The sequence below is a fragment of the Knoellia koreensis genome, assembly GCF_013041615.1.
GTDB classification, from domain to species: Bacteria; Actinomycetota; Actinomycetes; order Actinomycetales; family Dermatophilaceae; genus Pedococcus; species Pedococcus koreensis.
Window position 1 is genome coordinate 734,358 of record NZ_JABEPQ010000001.1, and the last position, 20,040, is coordinate 754,397.

22 protein-coding genes are annotated in these 20,040 nt (G+C 70.6%); 3 read left to right on the forward strand and 19 right to left on the reverse strand.

What is annotated here, in order from left to right; translation table 11 throughout:
* Position 1: 1 nt before the first annotated feature.
* The 11 genes from HJG52_RS03655 to HJG52_RS03705 all read right to left on the reverse strand — a co-directional run bounded on the left by HJG52_RS03655 (position 2) and on the right by HJG52_RS03705 (position 10,420).
* The gene (locus HJG52_RS03655) at positions 2 to 544 is read right to left on the reverse strand and encodes a hemerythrin domain-containing protein (protein WP_171242168.1); all 543 of its coding nucleotides are present in this window, start codon (positions 542 to 544) and stop codon (positions 2 to 4) included.
* Positions 545 to 630: 86 nt separating this feature from the next.
* Complete coding sequence (locus HJG52_RS03660; protein WP_171242169.1) at positions 631 to 1,764, reverse strand: zinc-binding dehydrogenase; 1,134 nt, start codon at positions 1,762 to 1,764, stop codon at positions 631 to 633.
* The gene (locus HJG52_RS03665; RefSeq protein WP_171242170.1) at positions 1,761 to 2,216 is read right to left on the reverse strand and encodes an acyl-CoA thioesterase; all 456 of its coding nucleotides are present in this window, start codon (positions 2,214 to 2,216) and stop codon (positions 1,761 to 1,763) included. Before HJG52_RS03665 ends, HJG52_RS03660 begins: the two co-directional genes overlap by 4 nt.
* Entirely contained in the window at positions 2,194 to 3,201 is a 1,008-nt protein-coding gene (locus tag HJG52_RS03670; protein ID WP_171242171.1) for an SDR family oxidoreductase, read from the reverse strand. Before HJG52_RS03670 ends, HJG52_RS03665 begins: the two co-directional genes overlap by 23 nt.
* Positions 3,198 to 4,877 (reverse strand): alpha-amylase family glycosyl hydrolase, encoded by a 1,680-nt coding sequence (locus tag HJG52_RS20550; protein ID WP_171242172.1) that lies wholly within the window; start codon positions 4,875 to 4,877, stop codon positions 3,198 to 3,200. The genes HJG52_RS03670 and HJG52_RS20550 overlap by 4 nt, the downstream gene beginning before the upstream one ends.
* Positions 4,878 to 4,883: 6 nt before the next feature.
* Positions 4,884 to 5,669, reverse strand: a complete 786-nt coding sequence (locus tag HJG52_RS03680; protein ID WP_171242173.1) for a sigma-70 family RNA polymerase sigma factor — start codon at positions 5,667 to 5,669, stop codon at positions 4,884 to 4,886.
* Between the two features lie 114 nt (positions 5,670 to 5,783).
* Complete coding sequence (locus HJG52_RS03685) at positions 5,784 to 6,647, reverse strand: carbohydrate ABC transporter permease (protein ID WP_346767550.1); 864 nt, start codon at positions 6,645 to 6,647, stop codon at positions 5,784 to 5,786.
* Positions 6,644 to 7,651 carry a carbohydrate ABC transporter permease gene (locus tag HJG52_RS03690; RefSeq protein ID WP_346767551.1) on the reverse strand — a complete coding sequence of 336 codons (1,008 nt, stop codon included), beginning with the start codon at positions 7,649 to 7,651 and terminating at the stop codon, positions 6,644 to 6,646. The genes HJG52_RS03685 and HJG52_RS03690 overlap by 4 nt, the downstream gene beginning before the upstream one ends.
* Positions 7,644 to 9,035: an extracellular solute-binding protein gene (locus tag HJG52_RS03695; protein ID WP_171242174.1), complete on the reverse strand. Its 1,392-nt coding sequence runs from the start codon at positions 9,033 to 9,035 to the stop codon at positions 7,644 to 7,646. Before HJG52_RS03695 ends, HJG52_RS03690 begins: the two co-directional genes overlap by 8 nt.
* A gap of 90 nt (positions 9,036 to 9,125) precedes the next feature.
* Positions 9,126 to 10,088 (reverse strand): TIGR03557 family F420-dependent LLM class oxidoreductase, encoded by a 963-nt coding sequence (locus HJG52_RS03700; protein ID WP_171242175.1) that lies wholly within the window; start codon positions 10,086 to 10,088, stop codon positions 9,126 to 9,128.
* Positions 10,085 to 10,420, reverse strand: coding sequence for a WhiB family transcriptional regulator (locus HJG52_RS03705; protein ID WP_171242176.1), 336 nt, complete (start codon positions 10,418 to 10,420; stop codon positions 10,085 to 10,087). The genes HJG52_RS03700 and HJG52_RS03705 overlap by 4 nt, the downstream gene beginning before the upstream one ends.
* A 239-nt stretch (positions 10,421 to 10,659) precedes the next feature.
* On the opposite strand from HJG52_RS03705, the gene HJG52_RS03710 reads away from it, so the two are divergent.
* On the forward strand, positions 10,660 to 11,367 hold the full coding sequence (locus HJG52_RS03710) for a GAF and ANTAR domain-containing protein (RefSeq protein ID WP_171242177.1): 708 nt from the start codon (positions 10,660 to 10,662) through the stop codon (positions 11,365 to 11,367).
* Between the two features lie 222 nt (positions 11,368 to 11,589).
* On the forward strand, positions 11,590 to 12,264 hold the full coding sequence (locus HJG52_RS03715) for an HAD family hydrolase (protein WP_171242178.1): 675 nt from the start codon (positions 11,590 to 11,592) through the stop codon (positions 12,262 to 12,264).
* Positions 12,265 to 12,288: 24 nt separating this feature from the next.
* Here HJG52_RS03715 and HJG52_RS03720 read toward each other — a convergent pair whose 3' ends face one another.
* Genes HJG52_RS03720 through HJG52_RS03750 form a run of 7 tightly spaced genes read right to left on the reverse strand, consistent with a single transcriptional unit; the run spans position 12,289 to position 18,291 of the window.
* Positions 12,289 to 13,128: a hypothetical protein gene (locus HJG52_RS03720; RefSeq protein WP_171242179.1), complete on the reverse strand. Its 840-nt coding sequence runs from the start codon at positions 13,126 to 13,128 to the stop codon at positions 12,289 to 12,291.
* The gene (locus HJG52_RS03725) at positions 13,125 to 14,354 is read right to left on the reverse strand and encodes a divalent metal cation transporter (protein WP_171242180.1); all 1,230 of its coding nucleotides are present in this window, start codon (positions 14,352 to 14,354) and stop codon (positions 13,125 to 13,127) included. The genes HJG52_RS03720 and HJG52_RS03725 overlap by 4 nt, the downstream gene beginning before the upstream one ends.
* The gene (locus HJG52_RS03730) at positions 14,351 to 14,815 is read right to left on the reverse strand and encodes a hypothetical protein (RefSeq protein ID WP_171242181.1); all 465 of its coding nucleotides are present in this window, start codon (positions 14,813 to 14,815) and stop codon (positions 14,351 to 14,353) included. Before HJG52_RS03730 ends, HJG52_RS03725 begins: the two co-directional genes overlap by 4 nt.
* 1 nt (position 14,816) lies before the next feature.
* Positions 14,817 to 15,455, reverse strand: coding sequence for a flavodoxin family protein (locus tag HJG52_RS03735; protein WP_171242182.1), 639 nt, complete (start codon positions 15,453 to 15,455; stop codon positions 14,817 to 14,819).
* 45 nt (positions 15,456 to 15,500) lie between these two features.
* Positions 15,501 to 16,565: an NAD-dependent epimerase/dehydratase family protein gene (locus HJG52_RS03740; RefSeq protein ID WP_171242183.1), complete on the reverse strand. Its 1,065-nt coding sequence runs from the start codon at positions 16,563 to 16,565 to the stop codon at positions 15,501 to 15,503.
* Positions 16,562 to 17,092: a hypothetical protein gene (locus HJG52_RS03745; RefSeq protein WP_171242184.1), complete on the reverse strand. Its 531-nt coding sequence runs from the start codon at positions 17,090 to 17,092 to the stop codon at positions 16,562 to 16,564. Before HJG52_RS03745 ends, HJG52_RS03740 begins: the two co-directional genes overlap by 4 nt.
* Positions 17,089 to 18,291 (reverse strand): alcohol dehydrogenase catalytic domain-containing protein, encoded by a 1,203-nt coding sequence (locus tag HJG52_RS03750; RefSeq protein WP_171242185.1) that lies wholly within the window; start codon positions 18,289 to 18,291, stop codon positions 17,089 to 17,091. The genes HJG52_RS03745 and HJG52_RS03750 overlap by 4 nt, the downstream gene beginning before the upstream one ends.
* Before the next feature lie 98 nt (positions 18,292 to 18,389).
* On the opposite strand from HJG52_RS03750, the gene HJG52_RS03755 reads away from it, so the two are divergent.
* Positions 18,390 to 19,094 (forward strand): ANTAR domain-containing protein, encoded by a 705-nt coding sequence (locus tag HJG52_RS03755; RefSeq protein ID WP_171242186.1) that lies wholly within the window; start codon positions 18,390 to 18,392, stop codon positions 19,092 to 19,094.
* On the opposite strand, the gene HJG52_RS03760 is transcribed toward HJG52_RS03755, so the two are convergent.
* Positions 19,066 to 19,908, reverse strand: coding sequence for a DUF72 domain-containing protein (locus HJG52_RS03760; RefSeq protein ID WP_171242187.1), 843 nt, complete (start codon positions 19,906 to 19,908; stop codon positions 19,066 to 19,068). The genes HJG52_RS03755 and HJG52_RS03760 overlap by 29 nt on opposite strands.
* Positions 19,909 to 20,040: the final 132 nt, after the last annotated feature.

Consider the following 20,040-nt stretch of genomic DNA (forward strand, 5'->3'; position numbering starts at 1 on the left):
GTCAGTGGCTGACCGCGTCCCAGCGCTGGTCGAACTCGGCACGCGCGGCCTCGAGCATGTCGGCGAAACGGGCGGCCCCGGCACCGGCTGACAACGCCTCCGCACCCGCGATCGACTCGACCTGGCGCAGGGCGGCGACGATCTCGTCGGCGTCCTCGTCGGACATGCGGCTGGCAAAGCTCGGCAGCTCGTCGTGTTCCTCGCGCTCGGCGTGGTCGTGCACGTCCTGCGCGAAGGCCTCGAAGTCCCGGGTGAACTCGTCGCCGTCGACGTCGAGCTCCTCCAGCGCGGCGACCGCCTCGGCAGCGGCGTCCTCCTCACCGACACGGGCGTCGGCGGCACCGTCGTCACGCCCCAGCGCACGGAAGGTGGGGTGCATGACCGACTGCTCGACCGCTTCGTGAGCGGCGAGGTAGCGGCGCAGCGCGAGGAACGCCTGCTCCCGTTCCTCACCGCTGGCGTCCCGCACCATCTGGGCCATCGTCTCGATCCGCTGGTGTTGCGCCTCGAGCTCCTCACCGAGCAGCTTCTTCTGCGGGGTCATCGCCATCCCTCAGGTCGACAGTGTCAACCGGCTACTACCCCGCCCCAGTGCGGCGAAACGACGTGGTCCCCGATGCCGCTGTGCCCTCAGTCCATCACGAGCAGCTGGCGCGCGACGGCCCCACTGGCAAGGGCATCCATCGCGTCGTTGACCCGCTCCAGGGGGTAGGTCGCCCCTGCCAGCCGGTCGACCGGCATACGCCCGTCGCGAAACAGGCCGACGTAGCGCGGGATGTCGCGTCGCGGCACCGCCGACCCCATGTACGACCCGATCAGGCGGCGCTCCTCGGCGACGAGGCTCAGCGCCGGGAGCGCGAACGACTGGTCGGGGTGTGGCAGGCCGATCCCGACGGTCGTGCCACCCCGACCCGTCGCCGCATAGGCCAGCGCGAGGGCGCTCGGGTGGCCGGCCGCCTCGAACGCGTAGTCGGCTCCCCCACCCGTCCGCTCGCGCACCTGCGCCACGGCGTCGTCGCCGGACTGCACGACATCGGTCGCGCCGACCGCTACGGCGAGGTCGAACTTGGCCGGGTCGAGGTCGACGGCGACCACACGACGGCACCCCGCCAGCCGGGCGCCCATGACGGCGGCGAGGCCGACACCGCCAAGACCGACGACCACCGCCGTACTGCCCGGTTCGACCCGGGCGGTGTTGAGAACGGCTCCCACCCCGGTGAGCAGCGCGCACCCGAACAACGCAGCGTGCTCCCACGGCAGGTCTTCCTCGACCGGCACGACCGAGGCGGCGGCCGCCACGGTGCGCTCGGAGAACGCCGAGACGCCAAGGTGGTGGTTGACGGCGGTGCCGTCCAGCCGTGTGAACGGCCGCTCGCCGGACAACAGCGTTCCGGCGGTATTGGACGCGGCACCTCGTTCGCACAGGGCGGGCCGGCCCGACAGGCACGGCACGCAGTCGCCGCACGCGGGCACGAAGGAGAACACGACGTGCTCGCCCGGCCCCACGTGGGTGACACCGGGACCCACGGCCTCGACCACGCCAGCCGCCTCGTGCCCCAGCACCATCGGCACGGGCCGTGGCCGCACACCGTCGACGACCGACAGGTCGGAGTGGCAGATCCCTGCGGCACCAACGCGAACCAACACCTCGCCCGGCCCCGGGTCGCGCAGCTCGAGCTCCTCCACAGACAGCGGCGAGGACGCGGCATACGGTGACTGCGCCCCGATCGTCGTGAGGACCGCAGCCTTCGCGACGACGCTCACGACGCCCCCTCGCCCGCGCCACGGAGCAGGGCCGAGAAGGCAGCCCGTGCCGTGTCGGTCAGCGGCGCCGGCCGCCGCGACTCCCGGTCGACGAAGACGTGCACGAACCGCCCCTGCGCCACCGTCGTGCCGTCACTCGCGCGCACGATGGCGGCCTCCCAGACGACGCTGCTCGTGCCCAGCTTGGCGATCCGCAGGCCCACGGCCATGACGTCGGGATACTCCATCGACGCCAGGTAACGGCACCCGGACTCGACGCACAGACCGATCGTGTCGCCACCGCCGAGGTCGAGGATGCCCTCCTGGATCATCCACCGGTTGATGACGGTGTCCATCGCCGCGTAGTGGACCGTGTTGTTGACGTGCCCGTAGATGTCGTTGTCGTTCCAGCGAGTTGGCACGTCCGACCAGTAGGGGTAGTCGCCGCGCTCAGCCGTGTCGTCGCCTGCCATGGGCCCATTCAAGCCCACGCCGCACGCCCGAGAGGACACCCTGCACGCCCCACGCGAGCCGTTGCTGCCCGCTCTCGCCCTTCGCCACGTCGTCGAACGACCCGTGGGTGCCGTGGTCGTGACCCAGCGCTCCGTCGCGTGCCTGCCACAGGTTCGGGGGCGCGAGGTCGCCTCCCGTGCCGGTCGGCCGCTGCTGGGAGTCGTATGCCGAGTGGGCGAGGTAGCGGTCGAGCAGCCCGGGTGCCACGGCGTTCGCGACGAGGGTGCCGACGGTTGGCGCCCCGACCCACCGCTCGCGCCGACGCGGGTGCTCGGCGCTGCGCCGGATCGCACGGGCTGCCACCTCGGGCTGGAAGATCGGCGGCACCGGCTGCGGGCGCCGCGGGAGGCGGTTGAGCACCCAGTCGAACTGGGGAGTGTTCAGGGCCGGCATCTGCACCATCGTGATGCGCACGTGGGAGCGGTCGTGCAGGAGCTCGCACCGCACTGACTCGGTGAAGCCCTGGATGGCGTGCTTGGCGCCGCAGTAGACGCTCTGCAGTGGGATCCCGCGGTAGGCCAGGGCCGAACCGACCTGAACGATGACCCCGCGATCGCGAGGGACCATGTGCCGCAACGCTTCTCGGGTGCCCCAGACGAACCCGAGGTAGGTGACCTCGGTCGCCCGGCGGAACTCCTCCGGCGTGACCTGGGTGAACGGCGCGAATACCGACGCGAAGGCCACGTTGACCCACACGTCCACCGGTCCGAGCTCGCGTTCCACGCGCTGCGCGGCCGCCTCGACGGCGTCCGCATCGGCGACGTCGACGCTGATCGGCAGCGCCGTGCCACCGGCGTCCCGGACCTCGCCGGCCGCGCCGTCCAGTCCCTCGACTCCCCGTGCCAACAGCGCCACCGCTGCACCCGTCCGGGCGAACTCGACCGCGGTCGCCCTGCCGACGCCTGCGCTGGCACCGGTCACGACGACCACCTTGCGGGGGCTCACACGCCCACCCCGGCAACGTCCGTCGCGTCGGAGGCGTCGAGCCGCAACCACCGATATCCCCACGGTTCCAACGGGATCCGGCTCGGACTTGCCTTGGCCTCGCCCCCGGGGCTGAGCAGGTCGACGACGGTCTCGGAGTCCAGGTCGACCCCCGCCGAGGCGTCGGGAACCCTCCGCTCGGACACGTTGTGGAACGTCACGACTCGCTGCCCGAGCCAGGTCGAACGCAGGCCGAGCACCGAGTCCTCGGCCGTCGGCAGCACCTCTGTGGCGCCGAACCCGATCTCCGCGCACTCGCGTCGGACGTGGACCAGCTGACGGGTGGCCTCCAGCAACGAACCGGCCACGTGCCGCTGGGCGGCGACCGACGCGCCCTCCCGGACATTCCCGGCACGCCTCGCCCAGCGGTGCGGCGACGCGTCGGAGAAGCCCCCGTCATCCTCCTCCGTCCACCGCATCGGCACCCGAGTCGCGAGCCGGCCCGGCAGCTCCAGGTCGTCGGCCAGCCCGACCTCGTCGCCGTACTGCAGCACGGGAACCCCGGGGATCGCGTGGACGAGTGAGTGCACCAGTCGGATGCGGTCGTCGTCGTGGCGCAGCAGCGATGCGAGGCGACGTCGCAGCCCGCGCCCGTAGATCCACCCCACCCCGTCGGGCGCGAACACCGCCCGCACCTGCTCGACCTCGTCGGCGGTGAGCACCTGTTCGAGGGTGAGCTCGTCGTGGGTACGGGCGAACACGGCATACGAGCAGGAGTCCGGCACGTCGGGGCGTGCCCGGATGGCCCGCTCAAGGGGTGCCGCACTCCCCTGCGCCAGCCCCAGCCACACGGCGCCCTGCACCGCGAAGTCGAACAGCAGCTGCACCTCCGACTCGTCGTGTGGACAGTTGGGGTCGCCGAAGAACGCCCGCTGCTCGTCCGGCGGCAGGTTGGCCTCGCCGAGCAGCACCGCGTCGCCGCGGCGCCGGCTGAGGAAGTCGCGGACCGTGCGCAGGTCGCGGTGGCGTCGCCGGCCGTCGTCACCGCGGCCGGGCTTGTCGATGAGGAACGGCAGGGAGTCGACGCGGAAACCGTCGAGCCCCAGCTCGAGCCAGAACCCGATGACCTTGTGGATCTCGTCGTGCACCTGCGGGGTCCCGAACGCGAGGTCGGGCTGGAAGTCGTGGTACCGGTGGAAGTACCACTCCCCGGCCTCCTCGTCGAAGGTCCACGTCTCCTTCTGCTCTCCCGGGAAGATCGGCTCCGGTCGGTCGCTCGGGGGTGGCTGCTCGCGCGACCAGACGTAGTAGCCGCGCCGCGGGCTGCGCGCGTCGGACCGGGCTTCGCGGAACCACGGGTGCTCGTCGCTCGTGTGGTTGACGACGAGGTCCATGACGACGCGTATGCCGTGGTCGTGCGCCGTGCGCACCATCTCCACCAGGTCGCCGGCCGTGCCGAGCCTGGGATCGACCCCGTAGTAGTCGGCCACGTCGTACCCGTCGTCCCTCATCGGCGACGGGTGGAACGGCGTGAGCCACAGGCAGCCGATGCCCAGCTCGCGCAGGTACGACATCCGCCGGGTCAGCCCGGTGAAGTCGCCCCAGCCGTCACCGTCGGAGTCGCTGTAGGTCTTGACGTCGAGTGCGTACCAGACCGTGTTGCGCCACCAAGCATCGCTGACTGCCTTGTCCGCCATGGGATCTCAGGCCGCCTCCTCGGTGTCGACGAGGGTGTGGCGCAGTCGCTCGAGGATGCCGGTCAGCAGTCGCGAGACCTGCATCTGGCTCACCCCGATCTCGGCCCCGATCTCGGCCTGGGTCCGCTCCTCCACGAACCGCAGGTGCAGGATCCGCTGCTCGCGGTCGGTCAGCTGCAGCAGGGCGGAGTGCAGCGCGTGGCGGGTCACGACCGCCTCCATCTCGTCGCGCTCGTCCGGCACCTGCAGCGGCAGGCCGTCGGCGCCACCGGACTCCAGCGAGGTCGTGCGGTAGACCCGGGTCGCGGTTCGAGCAGAGTCCAGCAGGGACGGCGTCGCACCGACAGCGGCGGCGATCTCGGCCTCGGTGGGCTCGCGCATCAGCTCATGCCGCAGCCGCTCGTGCGTGGTCGCGATGGCGGCACGCGCCTCCTGCAGCCGTCGCGGCGGTCGCACGGCCCAGCCGTGGTCGCGGAAGTGTCGCTTGAGCTCACCCAGCACGGTGGGGACGGCGTATGCCGCGAACGCGTTCCCCTTGTCGCTGTTGTAGCCGCGAATCGCCTTGACCAGGGCCAACCGGGCCACCTGGGTGAGGTCGTCCTGGTCGATGCCGCGACCGCGGTACCGGCGCGCCGCGCTGTCGGCCATGTCGAGGGTGAGCGTCACGAGCTCCTGCTCGAGCGCGCGCCGCGCTGCGGATCGCTTGCACCGGCCCAGCTCGTCGAGCAACTGCTCGACTCGGTCGGTCGAGGTGAGGGCAGAGGGGTCAGCAAAAGTCGTGCGGGGCTCCATGTCGTCGTCCTTCTCGGAAGAGGATCGGGCCCCGCTTTTGGACCTGTCACCACGTGGTTCCCTCAGACAAACACGACGAATCGGACCTCGCAACCCGTGCAGCGAACTTTGTCCTCAGCCCTGCCTCGCCGACGTGGCGATCCCGTCGAGGATGTGCCGTTGCGCGAAGGCGAACGCGATGATCATGGGCAGCGTCGCGATCAACGTGGCCGCCATCGCGATCTCCCAGTGGTACTCCCCGCTCAGGGCATAGGAGTCGATGATCTGCTTGAGCCCGCGGGGCATGGTGAAGTACTCCGGCGTCTGCAGGTAGATCAACGGCTTCATGAGGTCCGACCAGCTCGCCTTGAGCTCGAAGACGAAGACGATGACCAGCGCGGGGCGGCACAGCGGCAGCGCGATCCGCCGGAACAGCCCGAAGTAGCCGCACCCATCGACCCGCGCTGCCTCGAACAGCTCGCGTGGCACGCCCAAGAAGAACTGGCGCAGCAGGAAGATGTAGAACGCCGTCCCGAAGAGGTTCTGGCCCCAGAGCGGCACCTGGGTGTCGACGAGGCCGATGCGGTTCCAGATCAGGTAGACCGGGATCATCGTCACCGCGCCCGGCAGCATCATCGTGGACAGCACCAGCCCGAACAGCAGCCCGCGGAACCGGAACCGGAAGTAGGCGAACCCGAACGCCACGAGCGCACTCGAGATGGTCACGGCCGTCGCCGCCATGATGCCGACCGTGACCGAGTTGAGGAGCCAGCGCAGCACCGGTCCGGCCTGCCACACCTCGACGAAGTTCGACCACTGCACGTGCCGGGGGATCAGCCGGTTGTCGAAGACCTCCGACTTCGGCTTGAGGGACGCGCTCACCAACCACAGCAACGGATAGACGAACGCGGCCGTCGCCGCGAGGAGCACGACGAGGTATGCCGCGTGAGCCAGCCGGGGCGCGAGTCGCGGGCTCGGTGCCAGACCGGGCCCGCTCACCGCTGGTCCCCTTCGTAGTGGACGAACCGGTTGCCGACACGCAGCTGCACGAGCGTGATGAGCAGGATGATGACGAACAGCAGCCACGCCATCGCCGACGCGTAGCCCATCTTGAAGTACTGGAACGCGTTCTGGAACAGGTAGACCATGAAGACGAGGGACTCGTCGGAGGCCGTCGCCTTCTGCTGCGGCCCATAGAACATCGTGTACGCCTGGTCGAACATCTGAAGCGCCGCAATGGTGTTCGTGATGACGGTGAAGAACACCGCGCCCGAGATCATCGGCAACGTGACGTGGAAGAACCGCCGCACCGGCCCCGCCCCGTCGAGCTGCGCCGCCTCGTAGAGCTGCCGCGGCACGTTCTTGATCGCGGCCAGGTAGATGACGATCGTGCCGCCCATTGACCACAGGCTCACCATCGCCAGGGACGGCTTGAGCCAGTTGGGGTCGGTGGTCCAGTTGGGGCCGTCGATGCCGAACCAGCCGAGCACGGTGTTGACCAGGCCCGTCTGCCCGTTGAGCAGCAACAGGAACAGGGCTGCGGCCGCGACTGCCGGCGTCATCTCGGGCAGGTAGAACGCTGTCCGGAAGAAGCCACTCGCGCGGCCCACGCGCGCCAGCAGCATCGCCAGCCCGAGCGCGACGCACGTCCCGACGGGGACGAACAACGCGGCATACACGAAGGTGTTGAGGAGGGACTGCGCGACGCGGGGGTCCTCGAGCAGCTGGCGGTAGTTGTCGGCGCCGACGCCGCGTGTCTGCCCCACCAGGGAGTAGTCCGTGAACGACAGGACGAGGCTGGCCAGCATCGGGCCGGCCGTGAAGACGAGGAACCCGACCACCCACGGCGCAATGAACATCCACGCCGCGCGCGTCTCCCGCGCCTGGTTGGACTGCCCTCGACGACCACCGCGCGCAGCCAGCCTGCCCGGGAGCGGTAACGAGGCGCGCGAGCGACCATGCGCTTCGCCGAGCGACTCGCGCGGCGCCAGCAGCTCACCCACGGTTGGCCTTGTCGAACGCGGTCTTGGCCTCCTCCTGGGCGCGGTCGAGTGCCTGTTGTGCTGGCTGACCACCCAGCGCACGCGCGACGGCGCTCTTCCACGCCGCGTCGATCTCGGCGCCGGCCGGGGAGGGGTTGAGGGCCGTCGCCTTGTCGAGCGTGCCGTAGAACGTCTTGATGGCCTGGTCGAAGCCGGGGTTGGGAGCAGTGGTGAGGTACTTGTCGCGGATCTGGTCGTCGGCCGCCTTGTTGGCGGTGAACAGGCCGGTGAAGAAGCTCTTGTCCTGCTTGACCTTGGCCATCCGAGCCTCGGCTGCCTTCATCCACGTGTCCGTCGACGTCATCGTCTTCATCCACGCACAGGCTGCCTTGGGATTCTTGGCACCCTTGGGGATGGCCCAGGTCGAGCCGCCGAGGGTGCTGACCTGGGCGCCCTCTCGGTTGGTGACGGGCGTGGCCGCGAGCTGGAGCCCTGCGGGGATGGAGTCGCGCAGCACGTTGACGTACCAGTTCTCCATGGGGAAGGCCGTGATCGTGCCCTTGGTGAGCGGGTTGGTGTCACCGAAGATGTCGAAGGAGTCGCGGAACGCCTTGAAGTTGGTCCAGCCGCCCTGGTCCTTGACGAGCTTCACCGCGTAGTCGAGGGCTTCGACCGCCTTGGGGTCGTTGAGGTTCGGGGAGCCGTCGTCCTTGACCAGGGTGGCTCCGTTGATCTGCGCCCAGAGGGGGAACGAGTCGGGCAGCTTCGGGTCGTAGCCGACGCGCTTGATCTTGCTGCCGGACTGCTCGTAGAGCTTCTTTGCGGTCTGCTCCAACGCGTTCCAGTCCTTGGTCTGGATCTGCGCGGGGTCGATGCCGGCCGCCTTGAGCGACTTGGCGTCGACCAGGTTGACCGCGACGATGTAGAACTCAGGGATCCCGTAGACGGTGTCCTTGAACGTCACTGACTGCACCGCGGCCGGGCGGTACTGCCCCATGTCGATCGACTGGCCCTTGACGCAGTCGGTCAGCGGTTGCACCACGCCTTTGGCTGCGTAGGTACCGATGAGCTGGCGGTCCATGTAGACCAGGTCGGGTGGGTTGCCGCTCGAGAGCGCGGTGAGGAACTGCTGCGCGTCGAACTCGCCCTTGTTCTGGGCCACCTCCACCTTGGGGTATGCCGCCTTGAAGGCGGCGATGCGCGACTGGCCCACCTCGTCCTCGCCGCCGAAACCCATGATCGACAGGCGACCCGACGGCATACCGCTCATGGCACCTCCCGACGAGCCTCCCGAACTGCCGTCGTCGCCGCCGCCCGAATCCTTCGACCCGACCCCCGCGCACGCGGTGAGGGTCAGGACCCCCGCCAGGGCGAGTGCTGCCGTGGTCGTGCTGCGTCGAGACATGAGCTCCACCTCCCGGCGCCCTGCCACGGTGGCGGCGCCGAGAAGCGTTTACCCGCCCGTCAGCCGGAGAAACGGTTCTCGGTGGAGAAGTCAGGAAGGGGCGCTCGTCAGCTCCGGCAGCACCTCACGCCCATAGAAGTCGATCATGTCGGCGTACGCCGGGCCCATGTTGGCGACGTAGACGGTGTCGAAACCCGCCTCCACGAAGGGCGCGATGGCCTCGACGTGGTCCTTGACGTCGTTCCCGGCGGCGACGGACGAGGCCGTCGACTCCCGGGTCACCAGGGTCGAGGCCTGCTCGAAGTGCTGGGGCGAGGGCAGCACCTGGGCGAGCTCCCCGGGCAGGCCCTGGTTGGCCCACAGCCGGTGCGCCGTCTCGACGCCCTCTTCCTTCGTGGGCGCCCAGGCCACCTTGGTCATCGCGACGGCAGGGGCGTCCGCGCCCTTGGCCGCACGGAACGCGCGAACCGACTCGGCGTCGGGCTGGGTCGTGATGAAGCCGTCCCCGATCCGGATGGCGACCTCGAGCGCCCTGGGCCCGAAGGCGGACACGTAGACAGGCGGTGCCTGGTCGAGTGTGTAGAGCCGGGCCGTGTCCACGGTGTAGTGCCTGCCCCGGTGCGACACGACCTCTCCGCCGAACAGCTCACGGATCACCCCGACCGCTTCCTCGAGCATCTCCAGCCGCTCGGCCGCATGGGGCCACGGGCCACCGAGGATGTGCTCGTTGAGCGCCTCGCCCGACCCGACGCCCAGCACGAAGCGGCCGTCGAGCATCACCGAGGAGGTGGCGGCGGCCTGCGCCACGACCGCAGGGTGGACCCGCACGGTCGGGCACGTCACGGCGGTGAGCACGGGCAGCGAACAGGCCTGCGACAGGGCACCGATCACCGACCACACGAAGGGACTCTGGCCCTGCGCGTCGTTCCACGGGTGGTAGTGGTCGCTGATGCACAGCGCCTCGAAACCGGCCTCCTGCGCCAGCACTGCCTGCTCGACCAGCTGGTGCGGCAAGTACTCCTCGCTGGACAGGAAATAGCCGAACCGCGTCACGAAGCCGCCTCCAACGGGGTCGGCGTCAGGGCGGGTGCCGGGGCGAACACGGGGAACGGGGCCACCCCGGCGCGGATCTCAGCGCGCTCATGGGCGGTGGTGCCGCCCCACACGCCGTAGTCCTCGGCGGCGAGCGCGTGCCGCAGGCACTGCTGGATCACCGGACAGCGGTGGCACACCTCCTTGGCGGCGCGTTCCTGGCGCTCGCGCCGCCCACCGCGGGAGTTCTCCATGTCGAAGAACTCCTCCACCGGCAACGCGCGGCACAGGGCGTGGTCCTGCCACTCGTACTCGTCGATCAGCGGCTTGGGCAGTCGTACTGGCTTGCGCATGTCATCCCCCTTCGGGGTGCGTGCCGAGGGCATGGGGTTCAGCCGTCAACCGATGACGTGCCCCACCGCCACGCTCCCCAAACGTGTGTCTCGCGAGGGAATGTGGACGACCACGCGCACGGCCACAGGGCCGGTTGGTGGCTCGGGCAATCAGGACAGTAGAGTCCTCCCCGCGGGAGCGTCAGCGGCCAAACCACGTGCCGGACTGGGCGAGCCGTCGTTCCTTCGGAGCAACCTCGATGAACCCCACTGGACCCTCGGGTGAAGTCGCCGGACCGGGCTTGGCGCGTGAGTTCGCCGAGCTGGCTCGGGTGCTGCAGGCCGAGAGCGGTCGGCTCGGCACCCTGCAGACGGTGTGCGAGCTCGCCGTGAAGGTCATCGACGCCGACCACGCCTCGGTGGCGATCAGGCGGGGTGCGGCCTTCCGGACCGTGGCTGCCACCAGCGACGTGCCCGAGCTCGTCGACCGGCTCCAGCTCGAGACGGGCGAGGGTCCTTCCGTCGACCGCGTCGCCCACGAGTCGCTGGTGAGCGAGGACCTCGCCGCCGAGCCCCGCTGGCCCGACTTCGGCCGACGGGCCGCCGACGAGGCCCACGTGCGCAGCATGCTGTCCAACCGGCTCTTCGTGCGCGACGGGTCGATCGGGTTGCTCAACGTGTATGCCGCGCGGCCGCAGGCCTTCGACGAACGTGACGTGGTGGTCGCCGGGGTCTTCGCCGCCCACGCCGCCGTGGCCCTCCAGGCCGCCGAGGAGCAGGAGCGCGCCGACAACCTGGAGATCGCCCTGCGCAACAGCAGGCGCATCGGCACGGCCATCGGCATCCTCATGCATGAGCGCCGGGTCGACGAGCAGGGTGCGTTCGACCTGCTCCGCCAGCGCAGCCAGCAGACCAACCGCAAGCTCGCGGACATCGCCGACGAGGTTGTCTACACCGGCACCCTCTGACGCAGCCCGCGTTCACGGTCCCACCCCCCGGCGGATCGGGGCGGCTGCTGGCTCAACCGCCCCGACCCTCCGGCGCGCTCCCGGTTGTCTCGTCAGGGGGCGACCAGCCCACACCTACCCGGCCGCTCCAGCGCTCATTCCCCCGAGTTTTGCCGGTTGCGCTGCAGGCGAGGGGGTAACTCCTTGGTGTCCAACCGCATTCGCCGCCAGCCGAGGGGATCCATGAGCGCCCGGTCCGGAGTTCTTTTCGACGTCGACGGCACCCTCGTCGACACGACCTACATCCACACGATCTGCTGGGCGCAGGCTCTTGCCGAGGCGGGCTTCCACCCACCCATGGCGCGCGTGCACCGCGCGGTCGGCATGGGCGCCGACCTACTGGTGGGCCACGTCCTCGGGGCCGACCTCGACCCGTCGGTCGTGCAGTCCATCACCGATGGGCACGACGGCCGCTTCGAGCAGTGGTACGACGACGTGGTGCCACTGCCCGGTGCCCGCTCCCTGCTCGCACACTGCGCCGGCCGCGGCATGGCGGTCGTGCTGGCATCGTCGTCCAGCGCCAAGGACCTCGACGCCATGCGCCGAGCCCTCGGAGCCGACGCGTTCGTCACCGCGGCGACGTCGTCGCAGGACGCCGAGCAGTCCAAGCCCAGCCCGGACATCCTCGCCGCGGCGATCGACCAAGCGGGCCTGGACCCGGACCGCACGGTGGCCGTGGGCGACTCGGTGTGGGACGCCGAGGCCGCCAGCTCGATCGGTGTCGAGTTCGTCGGGGTCGAGTCCGGCGGCTACAGCCGCGCCGAACTGCAGGACGCCGGCGCGGTCCACGTCGGGGCCGACCCACTGGCCCTGCTCGCCGCGTTCGCGCGGACGCCGCTCGCCCGCCTCGTCGGGTGAGCCCCACTGACGGCGACCAGGCCGTCAGTCCACGTCGTGCGGGTGCCGCAGCACGGCATACTCCCCCGCCCGCAGCTCTCCCCGCTCCCAGTCGATCTCGGCGACGTCACCGAGGTGCAGGTGCCGGTCGCTGCGGTGACAGGCCCGCAACAGCCAACGCACCAGTCGCGGCCCCTGGGGCGTGAGGGTGTAGCCGAGCTCCTGGCCGAGGTGGCGCGGTGAACAGATGACGTCGAGCACCCGCAACGGGCCGAGCCCGTCGCCGTGTCCGTGCTCGCGCCCACCGACACGTTCAGCGGTCACCTCGATGACCTCACCCAGCGCGCCGCCGTCGGACGTCAGAGCCCGCAGCGCCAGCAGCTCGCTCACCGTGTGCTGCCCGTCGCGCAGGGGGACCCCGATGCCGTCGGCCGGACGCAGGTCCGGGCGGTCGGGACGGTCCGGGTCGGACTCGCCACCCATGGCACCGGGGATGCGCGCCAGCACGTGCCTTCGCAACCACAGCTCCAACCGCTGCTCCTGCGCCAGGATGCGGCCTGCCCGCGTGTCGACGCGTACCGCGGAGTCGAGCCGCACGACGCGCTCGAGCGGGACCACCAGCTGGCGCGGTTCCGGCTCGGTGCGCAGCCGTCGCCAGGCGTCACCGAGCAGCCGCCCACCCCACCCGCCGAGACGGCCACCCAGGGCTGCCGGCCCGCTGAGGAACCCCACGACGAACAGTCCCTCGGGGGTCTCCTCGAGCGCGAGGTCGTCGACGTTGCCCAGCAGCTGTCCCTGCTCCCCCACGATCTGGTGGTCGAGCAGGCGCAGCACCACACCGAACCGGTCGGCGTCGACCTCCCAGCCGCCCGTCGCCGGCGTCACTGCCCGGCTCCGGTGATGACCATGAGCGGGATCGCCGCCACGGACGCGACGACCACGAGGACGAGGTAGACGGTGCCGAGGCTGTTGGCGAGCCACCCGTTGACGTGTCGCCCCATGTAGGTGCGGTCGTTGGCCACGACGAGGATCGGCAGGTAGGTCAGCGGCAGGGCTATGGCGCTGAACACGACGCTGTACTCGGTGACCATGACCGGGTCGACGGTGGTGAGCAGGATGCCGACCGCCGCGATGCACGACAACACCACCACGACGTGGAACCGCGCGGCCCGCAACGGCTCGACGAACTTGCCCCACTGCCAGCCGAAGTACTGCGCGATGCTGTAGCCGACCGACAGCCCGGTCTCGCAGGCCGCGCCGAAGGTTGCGGCGAAGAAGCCCAGCAACGCAAACGCGAGGGCGAGCTTGCCGCCTGCCACCACGACAGGCAGCGCCACCTGGCCCAGGGTCTCGACCTCGATGCCCCGCGGTAGGAGCACGGTGGCAGCGACCGCCGCGATCGACAGTGACAGCAGCCCACCCAGCGGGAAGCCGATGAAGACGTTGGCGCGCATGGTGCCGAGCTCGCGCGGAGTCCAGTGCTCCTCGATCCCGCCCGAGGAGAAGAAGAAGACCTCGTAGGGCGTCATGGCGGCTCCGAAGAGCGCTACGGCGTAGTAGGCGTAGACGGCCCAGTCCTCAGTCACGGGCACGCTGGGATGCATTGCGGCAGAGGCGAGCCCGCCCCAGTCCGGTCCCAGCTTCCACAGGGCGACCGCGAAGACGACGAGCGCAAGACCGGCCAGCCCGAACACGTTCTCCAGCACCGCGAACTTCACCCGCCACAGCACCAGCCACACGGCGACACCGACGACGGGCACCCACAGGAGGTGGCTCACGCTCGTCGCGAGCTCCAGGGCCAGGGCGACGCCCCCGATCTCGGCGGTGAGGGTGAGGAAGGTGACCGCCATCGAGCCGACGAGGTTGAGCAGGCCGGCCCGCGGCCCGAGGCGCTCACGGACGAGGTCGAAGGTCGCCCGCCCGCTCACGGCAGCGACGCGACCACTCATCTCGGCAAAGACGCAGATCCCCACGACCCCGACGAGCACGACCCACGCGAGGCTCATTCCGAACCGGGCCCCGACCAGCGCGTTGGTGACGAGGTCACCGATGTCGACGAAGCCGCCGATCGCGGTGAGGATGCCCAAGGCAACCGCGAAGAGGCGCTTCACCGCAGCGTCACCGCCGTCGCATCGAGGTCGTCGAGCACGGAGGACATCTGCTGCGTGGCCTGTTTGGCTGCGTCGACATCGTTGCGGGACAACGCGATCCGTCCCGATGCCGCGGCCTGCTCGGCACGGTCGAGGACGGGCAGCACTCGCGCGCGCACGGAATCGGCGCGCGGTTCCGGTGGGTCGAGTGCGGCGAATCCGTCGACCACCCCTGACATCGCGGTGTCGGCGTCCCCGACGAGGACCGAGGTGGCCGGACTCGGCGACCGCCCTCCGGCCCACTCCTGGAGTGCCAGTTGGATCGTGGCCAGGTTGCTCGTCGCCCCCGCCACCGAGGTCGACGCCTCCTCGCGGTATGCCGCGAGGTCGCCGGGACTGCCGCAGGCCACGAGCGCGGGGCTGGCCACCGCCAGGACGACGAGCCCGAGTGCCGCGCGCCGTGACGCATTCACGTCGCCCATGTCAGGCGATCGCCGGGTAGGAGTTCCCCCTGAGCAACCGCGCCAGGTGTGCGGCGTTCGCCGCTGCGGTCGCTGTCGTGCCTGCCGTCGACTTCGGTGTGCGGTCGAGGTCCTGGTAGTCGGTCTTGCCCATGGCCACACCATTCCAGTAAGTAACGCCCTGCGCAGGAATGGTGAACCCCACGTCGCTCAGCGACTGGTAGAGAATTCCGGTGATGTGGTGGGCCCCGTCCTCGTTGCCGACGACGACGGCGACCGCCACCTTCCCGAAGGTCAGCGGGCGTCCCTGGTCGTCGGTCTCCGACAGCTCCGCGTCGAGCCGTTCGAGGATGCGTTGGGCGACGCTGGAGTGCTGGCCGAGCCACGTGGGGGTGGCGAGCACGAGGATGTCTGACTCGAGCAGCTGGGCCCGCAGCTGTGGCCAGGCGTCGCCATCCCCCATGTCCTTCTCGACGCCGGGCCTGATGTCGTAGTCCACGGCCCGCACCACGCTGCAAGTGACCCCGTGACCGCCGAGAGCGTCGAGGACCTGCCGGGCCAGCAGCTCGGTGCTCGACGGCGCAGGCGACGGTTTGAGAGAGCACGTGAGGGCCAGCGCCCGGAGCGGTTGGTCCTCGGCGTCCTGGGAGGTCGGAGTCATACCGATGACGTACCCGCACGGCGGCGCTCCAAACCGCTGCGACGCTCAGGCCATCGGGCGGCGTGAGACCGGTCCGTGCCGGAGCAGGTTGACCAGCTGCTCCGTCCAGCGACGCGGTCGCAAGGCAGCCGTCTCGGTCCCCGTCTGGGCAGCCATGCCTGCGACGGCCTGGGTGAGCACGTCCCGCGGATCGTGCCGCGGCGACCACTCGAGCTCGCGCCGTGCCCGCTCGCTCGAGAGCACCGGGACATCCCACGCCATGTCGAGCCACCCGGGGTCGACCGGCTGCAGGCGCAGTCGCCAGGCCAGCGCGGCGAGCAGGCGCAGGGCCTGCCACGGCAGGTGCACCGGTGTGGCGTCCAGCGCCCGGGCGACGTCGGCCCTGGTCAGCACCGGTTCGGCAGCGAGGTTGAACGGGCCGGGCACAACGCCCTCCACGGCAGACACGATCCCGGCGGCGATGTCCTCGGTGTGCGTCACCTGCACCCGGAAGTCCCGGTCCAGAGGCAGCAGGGGCAGGTGGGCGACCAGCTGTGCGGGCAGCAGGCTCGGCAGGGTGTAGCGGTCGAGTGCGCCGCCGATGTCGCCGCGCGCGAACAGCGACGGACGGACCCTCGTCACGACCGGGCCGCTGTCGCCCTCGGCCTCGTGGGCGTCGAGCAGCTGTTCGGCGGCCGCCTTGTCGCGGCTGTAGGTGAGGTCGGCCGTGCCGCCCCTGGGCCATGTCTCGTCGACGGGTCCCGCACCACGCCCGGGCGAGTAGACGCCGACGGACGAGACGTGCACGAGGTGGTGCACGCCTTCGGCGCGCGCCGCCCGGAGGACGGCGTCGGTGCCGCCGATGTCCAGGGCTTCGAGGTATGCCGTGTCGCGCGTCGGCTGGAAGCCCCACGCCGTGTGCACGACAGCGTCGGCGCCGGCGAGGACGGGCCGGAGCGCGCCCTGCGCGCCCCTCTTGCTCAGGTCGACGGCATACCAACGCAGGGTGTCGTCCGTGGAGGCACCGGGCACCCGGCGGGCGACGCCGCGCACCTCGTGCCCACGATCGAGGAGCTGGCGGGTGACGACGGAACCGATGTTGCCGGTGGCGCCGGTCACGGCGACGATCACGGCCGGTCCTCGACCGTGCGGTCCGGCAGCAGCACGTCTGGGGCCATGGCGAGCCGCATCTCCTCCAGCCGTTGCCGCTGGTCGTGCGCCCGCTGGAGCAGGCGGTCGAGGTGGGCCGCCGGAAGGCGGGCGTCCAGGTCGGCGAGGGTGCGCAACGACTCCCACACCAGCGCCTTGGCCTGCACCGCCGCGCTGAGCGCCTCGAGCTCCAGGTAGTCGGAGAGGCGAGACCGCTGGAGCAGGGAACCGTTGGGCTTCAGTCGTCCCGCCCGCTCGGCCAGCGCGACAAGGCGCTCCTGCCACGCCGACCGCTCGATGCCGAGGCTCACCATGACGGCGAGCAGGGCCGCTCGGTCCTCCGCCTCCTGGTCGGCGAGGGCGGTGAGCTCACGGCGCACGTGGGCGTCGCTCTGGCCCTGGGCTGACCTGCGGAAGAGGTCGAGTCCGCCCCTGGACGCGCTGTAGTGGTTGCGCAGGTATCGAGCCAGCGAGTCCGGTGGGCGCCGGACCTCTTGGCCGGCGCTCATGCCGGCTGCGGCGCTGCGCCGGGACGCAGGACGACCTTGACGAAGCCGTCGCTCTTGGCCTGGAACTTCTCATACGCCATGGCCGCCTCCTCCAGCGGCAGGTGGTGGGAGGCGAAGTCGTCGACACCGAGCGGGTCGGCATCGGTGAGCAGCGGCACGATCTGCGGAACCCAGCGCTTGACGTTGGCCTGGCCCATACGTAGCTGCACCTGCTTGTCGAAGAGCGTGAGCATCGGCATCGGATCGGTCTGCCCGCCGTAGACGCCGGAGATCGAGATGGTGCCGCCCCGCCGGACGGCGTCGATGGCGGTGCTCAGTGCGGCCAGCCGGTCGACACCAGCGTGCTGCATGAGCTTCTCCCCCACCGCATCCGGCAACAGGCCGGCCGCACGCTGCGCCACCTTGGCACCGGGGCTCCCGTGCGCCTCCATGCCCACGGCGTCGATGACCGCGTCGGCTCCCCGACCATGGGTGAGGTCTCGCACCATGTCACCCACCGAGTCGACGGAGTCGAGGTCGATGACGTCCACACCGCGGGCCCGGGCCCGGGCGAGGCGCTCGGGCACCCGGTCCACGCCGATGACGTGCTCGACGCCCCGGTGGCGGGCGATGCGGCAGGCCATGTCGCCGATCGGGCCGAGGCCCAGGACGAGCAGGGTCCCCTCCCGTGGGCACGCGGCATACTCCACGCCCTGCCACGCGGTCGGAAGGACGTCGGAGAGGAAGACGAAACGGTCGTCCGGCGGGCCCTCCGGCACGACCACGTGGGTGTACTGCGCCTGCGGCACCCGCAGGTACTCCGCCTGCCCGCCAGGTATCTCGCCGTAGAGCTTGGAGTAGCCGAAAAGCGCTGCGCCCGTGTTGTATTCGCGCACCTGCGTGGTCTCGCACTGGCTTCCCAGGCCCTGCTCACACATCCAGCAGTGACCGCAGCAGACCTGGAAGGGAACGACCACCCGGTCACCGCGGCGCAGCTCACCCGTGTCGCCGCCCACCTCCTCCACCACACCCATGGCCTCGTGACCGAGCACGTCACCGGGTGTCATGAAGGCACCGAGAACCTCGTAGAGATGCAGGTCGGACCCGCAGATGTTGGTGCTGGTCACGCGCACGATTGCGTCGGTCGGCTGCTCGATGACGGGGTCGGGAACGTCCTCGACTCGCACGTCGCGGCGGCCCTGCCAGGTCACGGCTCTCACGGTCAGCTCCTCGAGTGGTGGGGGTCTGTTCCTCTGCGTACCCGTCCACGGAGGGGGCCATGCACGCGAATGTCGTGACCGTGACGCACCATTGACGCATGACGTCATCCCCCACCCCCTTGATCCGCACCGTCTTCAGTGAGCTGGCGGACCGGATCTACGGCGGCGACTCCACGCAGGACGTGCTGGACGACGCCGTGCACCTCACGGCTCGTCTCCTCCCTGGCGCCGACCACGTGTGCATCTCCACGCTGATGCCCGACCGCTCCCTGCTCACCCGAGCCGCGACGGACGAAGTCGCCCTGCACATGGACGCCCTGGAGACCGAGGCCCAGGAGGGGCCGTGCCTCGACGCCATCGAGGCGGATGCCGTCCAGCGCGACCCTGACATCGCCCGCAACACCCCGTGGCCGCGGCTCCAGCGGCTCGTCCTGGGACGCACCCCCGTGCGGGGCATGCTGGGCTACCGCCTGCTGACGGACACCGGCCAGCAGTCGGCGCTCGACATCTTCTCCGACCGCCCGGGCGTGCTCACCACAGACGTGGCCGACCAGGGCGCGCTCATCGCCTCCTTCGTGTCGGTCGCGCTCACCGCGGCCGGTCGCCGGGACACCGCCGATGACCTGCGCCGCGGTCTCGACGACGACCGCGAGGTCGGCAAGGCCGTGGGGCTGCTCATGGCCAGCCACCGCATCCCCGAGGAGCGAGCCATGGCCCTGCTCGAGGAGGTGTCCCGCACCACGGGCGAACGCTTGGCCGTGGTGGCTCGCGATCTCACGGAGCGTCACGGCCGTCAGAGCTGAGTCGCTCGAGCAGCGCAACCGCGTCGTGGGGCGCGTGCCCCTCGGCGTCGTTGTCGAAGTACACGTGGACCGACTCGTGGTCGGTCAACCACCCGCGAACTCGACGTGCCCACTGGTCCAGCGACCCGGCATACCCACTGCGGTAGAGGTCGGGGCGCCCGTGCAGGCGCACGTAACGGAAGTCCGCGGTGTCCGCGTCGACCCGCAGCAGCCCGGCGCCGTCGCTGAGGACCGTGGCCACGCCGTGCTCACGCAGCAGCCGCCTCGCAGCCGGGGTGTCGAAGCTCGGGTGCCTTGGCTCGAGGGCGTGCCGGATGCGGTGGTCGCCGGTGGCGTCGGTCACCGGCTCCTTCACGCGTGCATCATGGCGTCCCGCCAGGGCTGCAGCGCGAATCGTGGTGTGCGGCAACAGGTCCAGGAACGCCCCGACCCCTTCTCGGTCGAACTCAAGAGATGCGGGCAGCTGCCACAGGACAGGCCCGAGCCGGGGTCCGAGCAGCAGCGGACCGGACGCCCAGAAGTTCGCCAGGGCCTGCTCGACCTTGCCCAGGCGCAGCAGGTGGGTGATGTAGCGGCTGCCCTTCAGGGCGAAGTCCACCTGCGGGCGGACCTGCTGCGCCCACTTCTGGAACGACGAGGCCCGCTGCAGGGAGTAGAAGGTCGCGTTGACCTCGAGCGATGTCACGCGGTCGCCGAGGTGGGCGAGCTCGTCGCGGTGCCGCAGCCCGGGCGGAAAGAAGTCACCGCGCCAGGACGCATAGGCCCAGCCCGAGGTCCCCACCCGTGTGCCCGGTCCAGGGCTGCGCGCTGACACGGCGTCCCCCTACCCCGCAGCCGACCGAGAATGCGCTGCCGACCCCGGGTGCGGTCCCGCCGAAGGGGGCTACGCTCAGGGGTGCAGGGGACGGCGAGTCGAGCAACGGCGCAGCCGTATCCGGCGCGAGGG